At 47.0% G+C, this 17,263-nt stretch carries 17 protein-coding genes; 4 read left to right on the forward strand and 13 right to left on the reverse strand.

The genetic code is table 11. The features are described from left to right. From ACE1TF_RS19880 to ACE1TF_RS19910, 7 genes are all read right to left on the reverse strand, one after another. A partial coding sequence (locus ACE1TF_RS19880; protein ID WP_375018892.1) for a transposase occupies window positions 1-694 on the reverse strand: 694 nt, incomplete at its 3' end. Between the two features lie 139 nt (window positions 695-833). Further along, window positions 834-1,550 carry a LutC/YkgG family protein gene (locus ACE1TF_RS19885; RefSeq protein WP_375019340.1) on the reverse strand — a complete coding sequence of 239 codons (717 nt, stop codon included), beginning with the start codon at window positions 1,548-1,550 and terminating at the stop codon, window positions 834-836. Beyond that, window positions 1,543-2,976 carry a LutB/LldF family L-lactate oxidation iron-sulfur protein gene (locus ACE1TF_RS19890; RefSeq protein ID WP_375019342.1) on the reverse strand — a complete coding sequence of 478 codons (1,434 nt, stop codon included), beginning with the start codon at window positions 2,974-2,976 and terminating at the stop codon, window positions 1,543-1,545. The genes ACE1TF_RS19885 and ACE1TF_RS19890 overlap by 8 nt, the downstream gene beginning before the upstream one ends. 21 nt (window positions 2,977-2,997) lie before the next feature. Then, window positions 2,998-3,714, reverse strand: coding sequence for a (Fe-S)-binding protein (locus tag ACE1TF_RS19895; protein WP_375019344.1), 717 nt, complete (start codon window positions 3,712-3,714; stop codon window positions 2,998-3,000). 20 nt (window positions 3,715-3,734) lie between these two features. Continuing rightward, window positions 3,735-5,531, reverse strand: coding sequence for an L-lactate permease (locus tag ACE1TF_RS19900; RefSeq protein ID WP_375019346.1), 1,797 nt, complete (start codon window positions 5,529-5,531; stop codon window positions 3,735-3,737). Between the two features lie 1,182 nt (window positions 5,532-6,713). Then, the gene (locus ACE1TF_RS19905) at window positions 6,714-7,424 is read right to left on the reverse strand and encodes a FadR/GntR family transcriptional regulator (protein WP_375019348.1); all 711 of its coding nucleotides are present in this window, start codon (window positions 7,422-7,424) and stop codon (window positions 6,714-6,716) included. Between the two features lie 114 nt (window positions 7,425-7,538). Next, window positions 7,539-7,859, reverse strand: a complete 321-nt coding sequence (locus tag ACE1TF_RS19910; RefSeq protein WP_375019350.1) for a magnetosome magnetite crystal formation protein family — start codon at window positions 7,857-7,859, stop codon at window positions 7,539-7,541. Between the two features lie 159 nt (window positions 7,860-8,018). Between ACE1TF_RS19910 and ACE1TF_RS19915 the strand changes: the two genes are divergently transcribed. From ACE1TF_RS19915 to ACE1TF_RS19925, 3 genes are all read left to right on the forward strand, one after another. After that, complete coding sequence (locus ACE1TF_RS19915) at window positions 8,019-8,921, forward strand: hydroxymethylglutaryl-CoA lyase (RefSeq protein WP_042397847.1); 903 nt, start codon at window positions 8,019-8,021, stop codon at window positions 8,919-8,921. Between the two features lie 260 nt (window positions 8,922-9,181). Continuing rightward, window positions 9,182-10,810, forward strand: a complete 1,629-nt coding sequence (argS, locus tag ACE1TF_RS19920) for an arginine--tRNA ligase (protein ID WP_375019388.1) — start codon at window positions 9,182-9,184, stop codon at window positions 10,808-10,810. A 12-nt stretch (window positions 10,811-10,822) separates the two neighbouring features. Then, window positions 10,823-11,317, forward strand: coding sequence for a GNAT family N-acetyltransferase (locus tag ACE1TF_RS19925; RefSeq protein WP_375019352.1), 495 nt, complete (start codon window positions 10,823-10,825; stop codon window positions 11,315-11,317). On the opposite strand, the gene ACE1TF_RS19930 is transcribed toward ACE1TF_RS19925, so the two are convergent. The 4 genes from ACE1TF_RS19930 to ACE1TF_RS19945 all read right to left on the reverse strand — a co-directional run bounded on the left by ACE1TF_RS19930 (window position 11,279) and on the right by ACE1TF_RS19945 (window position 15,342). Beyond that, complete coding sequence (locus tag ACE1TF_RS19930) at window positions 11,279-12,037, reverse strand: LamB/YcsF family protein (protein ID WP_375019354.1); 759 nt, start codon at window positions 12,035-12,037, stop codon at window positions 11,279-11,281. The genes ACE1TF_RS19925 and ACE1TF_RS19930 overlap by 39 nt on opposite strands. Continuing rightward, entirely contained in the window at window positions 12,024-13,049 is a 1,026-nt protein-coding gene (locus ACE1TF_RS19935) for a 5-oxoprolinase subunit C family protein (RefSeq protein ID WP_375019356.1), read from the reverse strand. Before ACE1TF_RS19935 ends, ACE1TF_RS19930 begins: the two co-directional genes overlap by 14 nt. Continuing rightward, a complete protein-coding gene (gene pxpB, locus ACE1TF_RS19940) occupies window positions 13,046-13,795 on the reverse strand; it encodes a 5-oxoprolinase subunit PxpB (protein ID WP_375019358.1) in 750 nt (249 codons plus the stop codon). The genes ACE1TF_RS19935 and pxpB overlap by 4 nt, the downstream gene beginning before the upstream one ends. Window positions 13,796-14,901: 1,106 nt before the next feature. After that, window positions 14,902-15,342 (reverse strand): Rrf2 family transcriptional regulator, encoded by a 441-nt coding sequence (locus ACE1TF_RS19945; RefSeq protein WP_375019360.1) that lies wholly within the window; start codon window positions 15,340-15,342, stop codon window positions 14,902-14,904. A 171-nt stretch (window positions 15,343-15,513) separates the two neighbouring features. On the opposite strand from ACE1TF_RS19945, the gene ACE1TF_RS19950 reads away from it, so the two are divergent. Next, window positions 15,514-16,149 (forward strand): NAD(P)-dependent oxidoreductase, encoded by a 636-nt coding sequence (locus ACE1TF_RS19950; RefSeq protein ID WP_375019362.1) that lies wholly within the window; start codon window positions 15,514-15,516, stop codon window positions 16,147-16,149. Window positions 16,150-16,260: 111 nt separating this feature from the next. On the opposite strand, the gene ACE1TF_RS19955 is transcribed toward ACE1TF_RS19950, so the two are convergent. Beyond that, the gene (locus tag ACE1TF_RS19955; RefSeq protein WP_375019364.1) at window positions 16,261-16,734 is read right to left on the reverse strand and encodes a DinB family protein; all 474 of its coding nucleotides are present in this window, start codon (window positions 16,732-16,734) and stop codon (window positions 16,261-16,263) included. 44 nt (window positions 16,735-16,778) lie between these two features. Then, window positions 16,779-17,177 (reverse strand): hypothetical protein, encoded by a 399-nt coding sequence (locus tag ACE1TF_RS19960; RefSeq protein WP_375019366.1) that lies wholly within the window; start codon window positions 17,175-17,177, stop codon window positions 16,779-16,781. Window positions 17,178-17,263 lie beyond the last annotated feature (86 nt).

Raw genomic sequence — 17,263 nt, forward strand, 5'->3', positions numbered from 1 at the left:
ACCAAAACACATTCTTGCCTTCGCTGTTTTTCTTAATGCCCCACTTGGGATCCATCGGCACCTCCGCCCGTAAGAGATCAACAGAGATGTCCAGCTGATCTTCAATTTTCTTATCGTAGAGCGAAAGTGCCGCTTCTTTTTCTGCCTGTGCTTGACGGCAAGCTTCCGGATCGGCTTTGGTTTTGCGGCCCTGTTTTGTAGGGGACTCCTTCATGTTCTCGGATTTCTCTTCCTTTACGGGCGCTAAGTCTCGTGCTTTTAGATGAGTGGCGTCAATGGCGACGGTGTCATCGGTAATGAACCCTTCCGTAAAGGCTTGGACAAGCACATCGGATTGAACGGATTCCAGCACCTCCGCGTGTTGGATTTTCGTGACCAAACGTGAAAACGAGGCTTCAGAAGGGACGGCATCTGAGACGAGAAACCCACAATCGAGTTGGAACTTCACGTCGTGGCGCAAACGGCGAACCAAGTCTTTAATCGTTGGGATTCGCTCAAGAATTCGAATGAGAAGCGCATGAATCATGGCCGGGTAGTTGAGCTGTAAAGGCGCACCCTCCCGGGATTTTTTCGACACCACCCAAAGGATCGAATCAATATTGATCGCCGAAAATACCTCATCGAATCGATGGGGAGGTTCTAAATCATATAAATCTTGCAGGTCAAACAGGCTCGCTTGTCGTATAATAGCCATAAGGGAGTCTTCCTCCAGTCTTTAGAGTTTTGTCAGCACTTAACTCATTCGACTGTTTGGGGAGGTACTCCTTTTTTCGTGACGTGAAAACCTTGGGAGGCTAAGACAGGCAGTTATGAAATTCGTTCATATAAGCGAATTACTCATCGTCAAACACGATGTACGTTGCTTTTACCGGTCCGTGCACGCCAACGACAAGGCTCATTTCAATGTCTGCGCTGTTAGAAGGTCCGGATATGAAATTGATGCAAGACGGCAAGCGCTCACCATTTTCTACCCGTTGATGAATCTCGTAAGTCGCTTGTGTCATTCTCGGTACGAGAGAGCTTTTCGGGATAATGGCAATATACGTCTCGGGTAAGAGGCTTACCGCTCTGCCTTTTTCACTTGAACTAAACAATACGACGGTCCCAGACTCGGCAAGTGTCATGTCGCTGTACGTAATCCCGACCGTTGCCTGTTCGGCAACACGAATGTTCTCATCACTATCCGGGTCCCAAATAAATGTGTCCACGTCCAGTTGCTTCATCTGCTCTTGAAAACGATCATCTAGACCCACATCTTTAAGCCGGGGATCGTCCCACATAAGGTACGACTGTGCTTGATAACGACCGAACGTTTCTGCTACCGCTTTGGCGACACCACTTTTTTCAACTTCGATCACATCTGTATGAATGTGCTGGCACTGCTCTTTGAACACGTCGAGCAGTTCATCAGGCGTCGCATTTGCATACACATCCCATTGAGGGCGGTGCTTATAAACTGGGCGCTCCACGTGGTCGACACGCGCTCTACCCATCTTTTCTGCAATGTTGTTCAGAAATGATTTCCGATTTTGGACCGTACCTCTACTCATCTTGACCCTCTCCTTTGCCACGGCGCATCCACCAGTCGCGAAAACGGTCGCGAGAAGGGGCAGGCAGATCACGTGAACGTGTCCATTCTTTAATTAAGCTCGGTCCCGAAGATATGCGATCCCCTTTTGTCCAAGGCTTTAAGGCAATGTGAGCATTCTTGGAAGCGAGACGATAAAGTTTAGAACTACTCACGCCGGTACCAAATAGCCTCATTGACCAACGCTCAGGCATAGACCCTAACTTTTCTTTTTCGGTAATGATTTGGCGGTGAGCAATCAGATGTTCATGCAACGGAATCTTTACTGGACAAGCTTCTGTACACGCTGCGCATAATGACGAAGCATATGGCAAGTCTTTATTGTTCTCATACCCATCGAGAAGCGGTGTAAGGACCGCGCCAATCGGTCCATTATAAATGGACCCGTACGCATGACCACCGACGTGACGATAGACTGGGCACACGTTCACACAAGCAGCACAACGGATACAGTGCAATGCGGATTGAAATTGTGTGCCTAAGATTTTGGAGCGTCCGTTATCGACGATGACGAGGTGAAATTCTTCTGGACCGTCCACCTCGCCCTCGGTTTTCGGTCCAGTGAGACCTGTAATGTATGACGTTAGCTTTTGGCCAACGGCACTGCGACAAAGCAGACTGACCAATACATCGAGCTCTTCCCATGTCGGAACGATCCGCTCCATCCCCATTACGGTCACTTGGGTTTTTGGCAATGCACTTACAAGTCTCGCGTTTCCTTCATTCGTCACAAGTGAAATTGAACCTGATTCTGCGACCGCAAAGTTGCAACCGGTAATGCCAAGGTCAGCATCCAAAAACTCTTGGCGAAGCTGTTCACGCGCGAAACGTGTGAGTTCATCTGGATCATCTGTTTTGCTGTACCCTTTTCGCTCTGTAAACACATCTCGAATTTGGGAGCGGTTTTTATGAAGTGCAGGCGCGACAATGTGAGAAGGTGGGTCATGATCATCAATTTGGAGAATGTACTCACCTAGGTCTGTCTCGATCACTTCTCGACCATCGGCTTCGAGAACTTCGTTTAATGAGATTTCTTCGGTGACCATCGACTTTGATTTAACAATCTTCTTCGCTTCTTTTTTCCTGGCAACTTCACGCACGTATGCATTCGCTTCTTCCGCCGTTTCTGCGAAGAATACGTGCCCACCCATTTCAGCAATGTTGTCGCTCAGCTGTTCCAAGTAATAGTCTAAATGATTGAGCGTATGTGTACGGATTTCCTCTCCGTGATCACGCCACGCTTCCCAATCCCCGAGCTGCTCTGAGGATGTATGTTTACGCTCCCGCAAACGCTCTTGCGCTGAGCGTACCGCCCCTCGCATGAACGCATCTTCCAAGCCTGAGTCAACTCGCTCGGCAAATGCATCGCTACCTACTCGCAATGGCACGGAATCGTCCTCCTCTACGTATTATTGATGATTCAAGACTTCGGTAATGTGCATTACGCGAACACCGCTTTTTTCCCGTGACAACTTCCCTCCAATGTTCATTAAACAACCGGCATCCGCTCCGATTAAAATGTCTGCATTCGTTTCTCTTACACAATCGGCTTTCTCTTGTACCATCTCTGTGGAAATCTGTGGCATTTTCACGGCAAACGTACCGCCAAACCCACAGCAATCATGCTTGTTTGGTAAGTCAATCATCTCTAACCCTTTTACGTTTTCTAGCAACTTCATCGGTGCATCTTTCACACCGAGAAGTCTCGTCATATGGCAAGACGTGTGGTACGTTGCCGTTCCTTGAAAACGCGCGCCTGTATCTTGGACTCCAAGTACATTTACAAGAAACTCCGTCACTTCAAATGTCTTTTCTGCCAACGCTTCTGCCTTCTGTTCCCACTCCTTGTCGTCACTCAGAAGATGTGAGTATTCATGGAGCATAGCGGCGCATGAGCCAGAAGGCGTGACGACGTATTCCGAATCTTGAAAGGCGGTGATGGTCTGCTTTACCGCCTTTTTCGCATCTTCATGATAGCCGCTATTAAACGCCGGCTGACCACAACATGTTTGCGAAGCTGGGAAATCAACATCACAGTCAAATCGTTCCAACAGTTCCACTGTCGCACGACCTGCATTCGGGTAGAAATGGTCCCCAAGACACGTGATAAACAAGGAAACGTTCATGTCCATTCACTCCTTTTACGTTATTGATGGAATGTATTTACCTTATTGTAATGCAAACCGTCCAGTTCTTGTTTCTTTTTTTGTCCAATGATGATCATCGCAATAATGAAAAGAGCTACCGCACTGAGAATGGCTGTTCCGATTCCAGAGCCGTGAATAGCGATCATACCAAGCCCCCCTGCAAACACGAGGTAATACGTGAGCGGGATCATCATTCTTCGAATGAAAGTTCCTTCTTTACCAGAGATACCCGCGGAAGCTGAAGCGGCGACGACGTTATGCACGCAAATCAGGTTCCCAGCAGCTCCTCCCACAGCTTGCAATGCGACAATGATGAGTGGGCTCATCATTAATTCATCGGCTACACCAAACTGAAATAGCGAGAACATCATGTTGCTCACCGTGTTACTACCAGCAACGAAGGCGCCTAACGCACCAACAATCGGGGCAAATAACGGATACAAATCACCGGTGAAATTCGCGAGCCAATTCGCCATTGTGAGCGGCATACTTTCTAGCCCCAAGAGATTTACATCGGTATTGATGAAAATTTGGACGAGTGGTACCGAGAACAAAAGTGCAATAATCGCTCCCGAAACCGTTTTAAATGATGTTTTTACAGCGGACCAGTATTGTTTGAATGACAATTGATGTAACCAGATACAAATGATTGAAACCGCAATGAGCGTCATGCCCGGTATGTCTAAAATCACACTGCTAATCTCAATGTCTGTGCCAAATAGCGAAGAAACCGCGATCTCTGTACGTGCAATCCAATCTTGGAACGGAAGCCAGTCGATTTTAATGACAATTAAGATGAGAGCAACAAGGACATACGGCATCCAAGCTCTTAGACTTGTCATCCGGCCTGAAGGGGCACGATCCAACGATAACTTCATGTTGCTTAGCCATTCTGGCTCCCAATGCTTCTTCTCAGGGAAGTCCCAATGATGCTTTGGCATGAACCACCCTTTTCTTGCCGCAGGGATCACGATTGCAAGTCCAATGAGGCCTCCTAATAGCGCTGGGAATTCAGGCCCTAATAAATTGGCTACAAGGACGGATGGGACGGTGAATGCCAACCCTCCGAAAATCGCAAATTTCCAGATGGCCAACCCTTCTTTAAACGAACGGTTTTTGCCGAAGAAGAACGTGAGCATCGCCACCATAAAAAGAGGAATAAATGTACCGATGATTCCATGAAAAATTGCCACTTGCGCACCGACATCGGTAATGAATGCGTTGTAATCCGAATATGTAGAATTTGAAATAAAGTTCGTGACGATCTCATTGCCTTCAAGCCCTGACCCTACACCGACAAGAATCGGTGTTCCAATTGCACCGAAAGAAACAGGGGCAGATTGCAACATGAGCGCAACCATCACCGCGGCCATCGCCGGAAAACCTACAGCAATGAGTAACGGACCGATAATTGTCGCTGGCGCCCCCCAACCGGCAGCACCTTCAAGAAACGTACCGAACAACCAACAAATAATAACGACTTGAATTCTTCTGTCCGGAGAAATTTGCGTAAATCCATTACGGATCGTGTGAACCGCTCCACTCTCTTTGAGTGTATTCAATAAAAGCAACGCGCCGAACACAATAATGGCAACTTCAAGCGCTGTAACTAGACCATTTGTAGCTGCAGCAGCGACTTGTGAACCGGGAACATCCCAAACAAATAAAGAGATGATCACAGTGACAACGAACGCGATTGGCATCGCCACTTTCGCCGGCCAACGTAAAATAACAAGAAAGAAAAATACCGCAACGATCGGTAAAATCGCAATCAAACTTAATAACCCTTCACTCATTATAAACGCTCCCTACCCCTAAGTCATCAGATGACCTTATGTCTATATGCAGACCATTATAAGTGAAACGCTTTCATAGTTCAAGAAAAGGTTTTCAAAGTTACGAAGAATCGGGCTTTGTCGCAGAGGAATGAATGGTGTGGCTCCAGACGATCGGGGCAATATCGGTTTGCTCTTATCGTTTGGCGTGCAAAACAGCCAGTGGTTTTTTAGAAGTACTCGAAGTGTCACAAATATGCGTTTGTGTGACCGTTCATTCCGGAAAACCAACATTATTATCGTCGATTGTCACTTAAGCGTCTCATATTGTCACAAATCAAAATATATGAGGCATTCCGTGCCATAAAGTGACCCATTAGAGGGGTGGATTGTCACATATAAAATGGGTGAAAACCACGCAGTTAGCGTTCACATTTAGGAAAGCGTACCGGTCAGAGATTGTTTGAATCATACCTGCTTATTCGGAAAACTAGCGTAAGTAACTCTTGTCTACTCTTCATCCATACAACTAGCGACTCGTTTTGTGAAAATGCCCTGCCGACGACTCTCTAGCGTCAAAGGCCGGCATGAACCATGCCGAGGGCAGTTCGGTTTCATTTCGGCACCTTAGGTGCCGATGGTTGCTCGTCGTTGAGAGGGATCTCGTCACACGCTGAACGTGGATCGACAGACAGGCCCGAGGGCAAGCAATCATTCCCCTTCCATACAACGTGCAAAATCTATCGCATACGTTTGAGAGGTCACCGAAAAAGGAAATTGAAACTCGCAAATAGGTCGGGGGGTTCGCATTCACGAGTTGCACAAAAAGCGAGATGTTTTTACTTACGGGTATTTATGAGTGGCTCGTCTGGCTATGATAGGAATTTTTTCATTTAGGGAGCCGATTTAGCTGAAATTTTACCATTGTTTCATCTATGGTGGGATTTTCAGTTTCTATGGTAAGATTTGCAACAACGAAACGCGGAAAAAAAGAAATCTTACCATAGGGAACTCTAAGGTAAGATTTTCGATCTGCGCCACGTTCGGTGCTGGAAGAGGGAGATTTAAACTCGGACGCGATTGTTTTTCTTGTTATAAAAAGAAGGTCCCTCATAGACGTTTGTCTTTGATGGGATTTTCGTTAATGAAGACCCCTTTTTTACAGGAATCCCCACATTGATTCAACCTGAGAACTATATTAGCCTAATTAATATATTGACTTAGCAGGCCTTCCACACTTTGCAAGTGGTCCATCATCAGTTCTCCAGCGCGAGCGACTTGTTGTTTTTCGATCGCGGTATAAATCGCCATATGCTCTTCGTGTAATTGCTCGGCACGTACTTTTTCTGAATATAGCCAGATTCTTCTCGTTTCGAGCATCGTTTCGACGGTGAGGTCGGCGACGCTTTGCAATAGGCGCACGAGCATGTCGTTTTTCGAGGCACGAGCCACCTGCATATGAAACGCCCAATCTGCTTTCTCTCCAAGCTTCTCATCGTCCATATGAATGTTCATCAGATGAAGCGCTTCCTTCATTTGTTGTAAATCCTCTTCCGTCCGATGCTTCGCAGCGGCTTGCACAGAGCCAACTTCTAATATCTTACGTACTTCAAGCAACTCTTTGATTTCTTTCGGATTCACGAGCAACAACGAGGAGTATGGGATTTTTAAGTCAATCGACTCATACGAACGAACGAACGTGCCTTCACCGTGGCGAATATCAACGAGACCCGTTGCCCGTAGCGCACTTAACGCCTCGCGAATGGCCGAGCGCCCAACAGCAAATCGTTCGGCGAGCTTTTCTACCGATTCCAACCGATCCCCAGGCTTTAAATCTCCTTTTTCAATCGCGCCTTTTAAGGAGTCTGCCACCTCTTCATAGATCTTTTTGGAACGAACACGTTCGTACTTCATCAAGAGCCTCTCCTTCGGATACATTGTTATTCTCTTCATTGTATCAATCGGACCCCGCACGTCAACTCATACAAAAAACATGCCCCCGCTATACAACGAGAGCATGCCTAATCTTTACTTGATTAAATTAATGCCACCGATAATCGGTAGCGACTTCTTCGTTTTCTGCGTTGCATTCACGATGCCAACGACAAATAGCACGAGCACGAGCAACATTCCGACCGGATAGAGCAACCAACCAATCAGAGGAATATTACCAATGACATTTACAGCGATGACGAGCAGTAGTAACAACAACCCTTGGTTCGCATGGTGCCGCGCAAACGCTGAATCTTTCGCAGCGAGAAGTGGCACGAAGAATAAAATGTATGCAACAATACCTAAACCCATGTTTTCTTCAGCATCACGGTCTGGTCGTTTTTGGATCTCATTCATGCAATCAGCTCCTTACTCGTATTTACGATAGCGATCCGCAAAAAGTTTCAACAATGTTTTTCCCGAACGTAGCTATATATAAACAACTTAATCGAATTATGATAGACTAAACATATAAAAATGACAGACAATTCTTTCTATCCACCTGGAGGTGCCCTTGTGATTCAATTATGTGAAGTCGGACCGAGAGATGGTCTGCAAAATGAAGCAAAACCCGTGTCCGCAGAACAAAAAGTCACCCTCATCCAACAAGCGATTGATGCTGGCGTGAAAAAAATCGAAGCTGTATCTTTTGTTAATCCTCGTGTTGTGCCGCAGATGGCGGATGCAGAAGAGGTAATGGAACGCCTCCCAAAACGTGAGGACGTTACGTATGCTGGGCTTGTGTTAAGCCGTTCCGGCCTTGATCGTGCATTGGCAACGTCGGTCGACCTTTTGCACGTCGTTGTTGCGACGAGTGATACATTTAATACGAAAAACGCCCGGCGATCGGTTCAAGAAGGCGTGGATGAAATTAGCTCAGTTATTGAGGATGCTGCCACAGCGGAACGCCCCTCTACAGCGATTCTTGCGACGAGCTTCGGTTGTCCGTACGAAGGCGTTGTTGATGAAAGTCGCGTGATGCGCGTCGCCGAGCGCTTTCTTGATGCAGGTGCACAAGAGATTGTTCTGGCGGACACGACCGGCATGGCAAATCCGGCGAAAGTGACGCGAATGGTGGAATTGTTTAAAGAAACATTTGGTGGGGACACGCCACTTGGTCTCCATTTTCATAATACGCGGGGGCTTGGGCTCGCCAATGTCGCCGCCGGTTATGCCGCTGGCGTTACCCACTTTGATGCGGCGATTGGTGGACTTGGCGGTTGTCCATTTGCACCGAATGCGGTCGGGAACGTTGCGAGTGAAGATGTAATTCATATGTTTGAAGAGATGGGTGTGCCCACAGGCGTGGACGTTCAGAAGATGATTGACGCAGCAATTTGGTTGGAAAATGTTATGGAGAAAATATTGCCAGGCATGGTTATGAAAGCTGGACCTGCTTTCCAAGTGACAAACGCATAACCGTCGTGTATACTGATGAAAATCATCCATTCAATGAGGAAGAGAGTAGCGCTGTTAGACAATGTCAGCGAGCCGGGACAGGTGAGAGCCGGTAGCGTCTGCAACGTGAACCGGACTTCTTAGAAGCCTGTCTGAACGAGCAGTAGGACAGTGCCGGGTAAGATCGACCCGTTATCTCGAGTCACAACAAGAGTGGTACCGCGGACACCCCCGCCTCTTTCTAGAGAGGACGGGGGTTTTTTGTATTGAAAGGAGACATTATGGACGTCAAACAACAAACCCAAAAGAAAATTGCCAATACGCTCGCCCTTCCGGTAACGATTGAACAATTCGAGTACCCAAAACAGCTCGATCACGGAGACCTTGCTCTCCCGTGTTTTCGTTTCGCGAAAGCACTAAAAACGTCACCTCAACAGATCGCCCAGTCTATTAAACAAGCATTGCAAACCGATGAAATGTACACGAAAATTGAGGTCGTTGGCGGATACGTGAACTTCTTTTTTCATCGCGAAACGATGGCAGCTAACGTTCTTCTTGCCAAGCCCGTAACTCCAACGCACCAAGGGACAGTGACGATTGATATGTCCTCTCCGAACATCGCCAAACCATTTTCAATGGGTCACTTACGCTCTACAATTATTGGCGAGTCGCTCGCGCGCATGCATGAACATGTCGGCTTCCGAACGGTTAAAATCAATCATCTCGGAGATTGGGGCACACAGTTCGGCAAGCTCATAAGTGCATATAAAACGTGGGGTGTGAAAGAAGAGATTGAAAATAATCCGATTCCAGAACTGTTAAAGTTATACGTACGCTTTCATGAGGAAGGTGATGAGGAGGAAGGGAGACGTTGGTTCAAACAGCTTGAAGATGGTGATGACGAGGCCGTTCAATTGTGGACATGGTTCAAAAGTGAATCATTAAAAGAGTTCAAAAAAATCTATCAACGTCTTGGCGTGGGCTTCGATGCCATCACAGGAGAGTCATTTTATAATGATCGCATGGGAGCGGTTGTGGATGTACTCAAAGAGAAACGTCTCCTAATTGAATCCGACGACGCCCAAGTCGTTCCTTTAGAAGAACAGAACCTGCCTCCGTGCCTCATCCAGAAAAACGACGGCGCTACGCTCTATGCGACGAGAGACCTTGCCGCTGCCATCTATCGAAAAGAAACATACGAGTTCACTCAATCCTTGTATGTGGTTGGTCATGAACAATCGCTCCATTTCACACAGTTAAAAGCTGTGCTTAAAAAGGCTGGATTTCATTGGCCAGACGCAATGGAACACGTCCCCTTCGGGCTCATTCGCTTGGAAGGCAAAAAGATGTCCACACGTAAAGGAACCGTCATTTTACTCGATGACGTGCTCGATGAAGCGGTGGCACTTGCTAAAAAGAACATCCAAGAGAAAAATCCTGAGCTCCCGAATGCAAACGACGTTGCTGAGCAAATCGGCGTCGGTGCGATCATCTTCAATGACCTGAAAAATGATCGTATATTAGATATTGATTTTTCATTGGAGAATAGCTTGCGATTTGAAGGAGAAACCGGACCGTACGTGCAATACACGCACGCAAGAACGTGCTCAATTCTTAAACACGGGACACCAGGCGAGCCTTCGGTATCAAGCGATCTAGAGTGGGAAATGATCATGTTAATCTATCGATTCGAAGAAACCGTCCGCATCGCTGTGCGTCAAAAGAATCCATCGCTCATCGCTCGATACGTTCTCGATCTCGCCCAATCATTTAACCGTTATTACAGCCAAGTGAAGATTGTAAACGATGATTCTGGGCAAGGTTCACGCCTTCTCATCGTCGACGCAGTGCGAGGAAAACTTCAATGTGGCTTGTACCTACTTGGCGTTACAGCGCCGACAAGAATGTAAAGGAGCCGATTTATGATTATTCCACGATCTGATATTGCTGACGCCGAAATACAGCAGTTTTTTGCAGCACATTGGGGGAGCTCGAAGATGATCGTTTCAAGTGGTGAGTACGACTGCACAACGCTTGACGGGTACGCGTACATCGACGACGATGAGCAAATTCGTGGACTTATCACGTACATGTTACGTGGTCCTGCGTGCGAAATCATATCATTGGATGCCCTCGATGAAGGAATTGGAATTGGCACCCGGCTCGTTGAACGCGTGGAGAGGCGTGCCGTTGACGACCATTGCGAACACATACGTGTGATTACATCGAACGATAATACGCACGCACTTTTGTTTTATCAAAAGAAAGGGTTCCGCTTTCATCGCATTGTAACAGGCGCTGTAGGTGACGCGCGCAAGCGAAAACCAACAATTCCACTCATCGCGGGCAACGGCATTCCCATTCAAGATGAGATCATTTTACGAAAAGGCGTGGATGCTAACCCCGGCGTCCGTTAACGCACCCCTGACTACACGGGCAAACGATACCGCTCCAGGACCGTCCCCGTGAATGCAAATCGTATCCGCCTTCATCGATACCTTGCTTCCGTCCGTCGCCGTCACCTGTCCATGAACGACCATGTCAATGACTTGCTGTGCGGCGATCGTATCGTCGGTGATGAGTGCATCGGGTTGTTTCCGAGAGGTAAGCGAGCCCTCAGGCTCATACGTACGGTCGGCAAATACTTCGCTTGCCGTTTGAATGCCGACCCGCTCCCCGGCCCTTACCCACTCGCTTCCGGCGAGGCCGTACAGCACAAGACGGTCGTCCGTGTCATAAACCGAACGAGCAATGGCGTGCGCCAGCGCTTCACTTTTCGCCGCCATCGTATACAAAGCGCCGTGGGCTTTCACATGCTTCACTTCTCCCCCTTCAGCACGAGCAATGGCCATCAACGCACCAACTTGATATTGTACGAGGTCGTACGCTTCTTCAGGGCTGATGTCCATGTTTCTCCTGCCAAATCCGACGAGATCTAAAAGTCCGGGATGCGCACCAATTTGCACACCGTTTCGTAGTGCAAGCCGAACCGTCTCCCGCATCGTTTTCGGATCTCCTGCATGATAGCCGCAAGCGATGTTGGCACTTGTCACTTCTGTCAAAATCTCCGAATCGTTTCCTAACGTATACACGCCAAAACTTTCCCCACAATCTGCATTAAAGTCAACGTGACGCAAGAGAATCACCCCTTATTGTTTCTTTCCAGTATAGTAAAATCGCAGACGCTCGCTGCTTCATTGCTTTTTCTTGCAAGATGTATAGTGTTTCTGCCTCTTGGAAGGAAATCATCTGAAAATATACATGTTCCTGTGGGCGCAATTGTGCGAGTTTGTAATGGTCAACGACGGCAACTTGGGCAATTTTCGGGTACCCACCTGTCGTTTGCCGGTCGGCCATGAGAATTCTAGGATTCCCATCTGGCGGGACTTGCACGGTCCCAAATGCGACCGCCTCTGATAAGATCGATTCGGTTTTCCCCATTTGCAAAGGTTCATCTCCTTCGAGAAGAAATCCCATCCGGTCGGACTGCGAGGACAATATGAACGGCTGCTCGGTAAACCGGTACTGGCTTTCTGGCGTAAACCCGGTGTAATGAGCCCCTGGAAACACGCGTAAGACGTCGGTTTCTTCATCATCCAACCAGAGCAGATTTGCTCCCCATTTTGGTGCAAAAGGTGCCTCTCCCTCGACGCTTTCCATGTATTGTTTAGCTTCTTGACTAAGAGGGTTGCTGTCTAACAGATCGCCTTCTTTTAGCGCTCGTCCTTCGTAGCCGCCAAACCCGGCACGTAAATATGTACTTTGGCTATTCAATACTTCGGGGACATTGAAACCGCCTGCAATCGCTACATACGCTCGTATTCCCGTTCGCTCAGCTCGAAATGTCAAAATGCTTTCTTCGGGTAAGTAAATCGGAACACCTAGAGAAAACGCCTGTCCATCTACGTGTGGCGTCATGCCACCGCCGGTCACAGCAATAAGAGCTGGCTGATGGAAACGGAGCACTGGCCCGGTAACCGTAAGCTCCAAAGCGGCAGCCTGTTCATCATTACCGACGAGCAAGTTTGCCGTCCTTAAAGCGAGTCGGTCCATCGCTCCACTTTGCACAACACCTTGATCCAAATATCCGTATCGGCCTGCATCTTGCACAGTCGTGAGCATGCCTGGTTTAACAACTTCTATATTCATGAGCGCACCTCTTTCAACTTCTTAAACTGCTGTTCATCAATCGGCACGAACTGAATTCGGTCTCCTGACCGTAGCAAGCTTGGTTCTGTTTTCGTCTCATCAAAAAGGACGAGCGGCGTCTGTCCAATCAGTTGCCATCCACCAGGTGTTGCAAACGGGTAAATGCCTGTCTGTGCCCCGGCAATGCCAACCGATCCTGCTGGCACTCGTTCTCTTGGTGTGTCTCGCCGAGGTGTCGCAATCTCTTCGGCCATGCCACCAACAAACGGAAACCCCGGCGCAAAGCCGATCATATAAATGAGATATTCCCCTTGTTGATGATGAGCAATGACTTGATCTTCGCTACAACTGTGATAGTCAGCAACATAGGAAAGATCTGGACCAAATTCTCCACCATAGCAGACCGGGATTTCCACGATACGTCCGTTGTGCTGCTGGTCATCATCATCTTCAATCGATGTGAGCAACTGGTCAACCCATATGCGTACCTGGTCTTGCATCGAGCCTTCTACGTCCATTTTCTCGCGCACGTTCATAGGGTCATAGAAAAACGCCAGTCCCGTATAGCTTGGCACAGCTTCAACAAAGCCCGGAAACGGATTTCGTTCAACTGCTTGTTTCACACGTTGGACGTATTGCTGAACACTCGGGTCCATACGGTTTCCAAGTGTCATCATCACTGCCTGTTCACTGAGCGGGCGCCACGTTACAGCGGATTGAAAACCCATGATTTCCCCTCTTTTCATCTGTCGATACCCCCATTGTTGCAATCGCGCGACAAATTAGCAAGCAGAAACCTCCCCGTTTTGCAGTATCGTGCAATGGCATAGTTAGTGCAGGATGCAAAGTGCAGATAGGTTGCTGTGCGGGATGGTTCACTTCATTTTGCTCCGAGGGATTGGCATTGGTTGCATAGAATCACTCCGTGCAGAGGCCGTTCGGCGCGGCTCGCGCCGACAGCTTGCTGGCACTTCGGTTCGGTGAGCCGTCGCTATTCTGCGCCCTAGTTCATGCTTTTTGCGCTCAAGTTTGCTTATTTTTGCGATTTTAGCGCTCATTTCGCCAAACTTGAGCGCAGATGATCCTAACTTGAGCGCACATTGTGCTATGTCCCAACACCCTACGACCTGTCGGCCCCCTCCTGGGGGCCGAAGCAAAACCGACCTCCGTTCGGCGCCGCTCGCGCCGACAGCTTGCTGGCACTTCGGTTCAGTGTGTCGGCGCTATTCTTCGCTCTAGTTCATGCTTTTTGCGCTCAAGTTTGCTTATTTTTGCGATTTCAGCGCTCTTTTCGCTTAACTTGAGCGCAGATGATCCTAACTTGCGCGCACATTGAACCAAGCCCCAATATCAAACGACCTGTCGGCAACGGGCAAGTAGTGAAACAATACCGGAGCACGACTGAAAACAAACAGCAGTTAGACAGTCTTGTATGCGGAAGAAGGGCCGAGAAGAGACACCGCAAGCATAAGACTGACAAGGCTCGACCTGCCCTCCTTGGTCTAGAAAACACGGTTTATGTCTTTTCGCCACCGATGTTACCCTTATATTTTGGAGTGTAACGTAGATACAGAGAGCACAAGCGGAGCGCAGTGAGAGGAGATGTAGCCCTTATGCTCTAGAGTACAAGCATATGCCTGTAGCGGAAAGCAACAACAAACTGCGCAAATCAAGAAAGTCTATATTTAACGTATATAGAATGGGAGTTTCGCTCACTTTAAAAGCGACAAGTTCTCAAACCCTGTTTATTCTATAAGTAAGATAAGAGTGGTACGGGTACACTAGTTTTGTGAATGTGACAAAGTAAATGTGCAGTCGAAGGAGTAAATGTTTCTATTTATTTGGGTAGGGGTCATTGAGGGTTAGGGTAGCGTACGTTTCTCATGTCGTCTATTACATCTTTAATCGTAATGGTCCTTAGTTCATCTTCCATCGCTTGCTGAGCACGATGAAAATACTGCTCGACAGAACCTTGTATATTTCGCCCAACTATACAATTAGGATTTGGATCGTTATGAACGTTAAATAGTTCTTTACTTTTGACAACGTCTACTGCTTGATATACATCAAGCAATGTAATTTCTGAATATGCTTTCGAAAATTGCATCCCTGCAACTCCAGGCTGTACTTTGATAAGGTTAGCTTTTTTTAGCATGCCCATAATTTTTCGAATGACCGCAGCATTCGTATTTACGCTTTGAGCAATCGATTCAGATGTATTCACAGTATCCTTGTTTAATTCAATAAGTGCTAAAATGTGTATTCCAACTGAGAACCTGCTACTAATTGACACAATTCCACCTGCTTTCATCATAAATGATAAGTACTTAAAGTAGTTCCTATTATAACGTAGATATTGACATGGTGCTTCTTGTTAATATCTACAAGTTGACGAACACCTCACTTGTAACTAAACTATATACATGTAATCATTTTAATTACAACTGAATAAGGAGATGATCAAATGAAAGTAGCAGTGATTGGAGCAAGTGGAAAGTCAGGGAAATTAATTCTTCAAGAAGCATTGAACCGCGGTCTTAAAAGTACTGCAATTGTTAGAGATCGTTCTAAAGTTAATGGGAACTTTGATATTATCGAAAAGGACATTATGGATCTAACGTCTAAGGATTTGAAGAGCTTTGATGTTGTAATAAACGCTTTTGGCGCCCCTATGGGTGAAGAAGACATTCATGTAAACGTAGGCAGATCATTAATTGCAGCGTTAGACGGAAGCAATACAAGGTTAATTGTTGTAGGTGGGGCAGGTAGTTTATATGTCGATAACGAAAAAACAACACAGCTAATGAATACACCAGAATTTCCAGAAATTGCTTTAGCGACAGCAAAAGGACAAAGTAAAAATTTAGAAGATTTACAGGACGCAACAAACATTAAGTGGACGTTTATTAGTCCTGCAGCATTCTTTGATGCAAGTGGTAAAAGAACAGGTTCATATAAAAAAGGAGGAGATTCTCTTATTGTAAATTCTTCTGGGGAGAGTTACATTAGCTATGAAGATTTTGCAATTGCTGTCGTAGATGAAATTATAAATAAAAACCATGTGAACGAACGCTTTACGATCGTGGGAGAAAAAGAGTAATTAACAATAAAATGCTGTAACAAAATAAGGCAGAACAAAAAGGGTTGGTTCACGAGATAAATGTGATCCAACCCTTTTTATTCATTTTTGTCTAGTTATTCATTCTTCCCATTACGATTGTTCTTTTGTCGGGCCCATTACACCCGGTACAGACAGTCCAGCTTGGCGGAGAAGAACGGTCATCTGGCCGCGGTGGTGAGTTTGATGGTTCACAAGCGTGCGTAGCAACGCTCCGCGTGAAACTTGCCCACCCATTGCTTCAACCGTTTCTTCTAATGAAACATCGGTGAGGACGCGCTCAGCTTCTTGGCGAAAGTCTTCGGCCATCTGCTCGTAAGCTTTGTGGATGTCTTCTGCCTTTTCCGGTACTTTCGCCGCGTCACCTGCTGGTGTAACATTTACACCGACAAGGCTTCCGAAAAACGCCGGTGATGTCGCAAGGTGCCAACCGAGCCAGCCGAGTGAATTATGATCCTCAGCAATGGCTACGTCCAATTTCTCATCAGAAATGGCTTCAATGACACTCGCCGTGCCACGGGACTCTTGCGTCCACTCTTGAATAAAATCTGAAACATTACGATACATCGTGTTCACTCCTCAATCAATACGAATACGTAGTAGCTTGTCCTCTAGTCTTCAATAAATGCATTGTGCATTTGTACACCATCAACGATGATAATGAGGTCGACCGGACGCTCCTCAACAATAGAAGCGACTTCTTGCTCCATCTCTTCGAACAGTTCGTCCGTCGCATCGTCTTCACTAATCGATAACGTTAGATCAATATTTACTCCGTCATCGGTATGGGAAACCATCGCTCCCTCGACATCATCAAGGTTGGCGAGCGCATCTTCTGAATCCTCGTCTACAACATTGCCTTCATGAACCGCCGCCTCATCAGACGTTTCCTCTTCTGAATCTTCAACCGGCTCTTCGTCCACATCTACTTCTTCCGAGTCATCTCCACAGGCAACGAGCACTACCGACAGCAATCCAGCAGTCGCTGCAAGTCGAAAAGGTTTCCACATCTATACTCACTCTCCATTTCAAAATCTACCCAAAGTATATCGGACAAAAGAGAGATTGACAAAACAAACGCCATTCATTTCATAAT

The sequence above is a fragment of the Geomicrobium sp. JSM 1781026 genome (assembly GCF_041949955.1).
GTDB lineage: Bacteria > Bacillota > Bacilli > Bacillales > Marinococcaceae > Geomicrobium_A.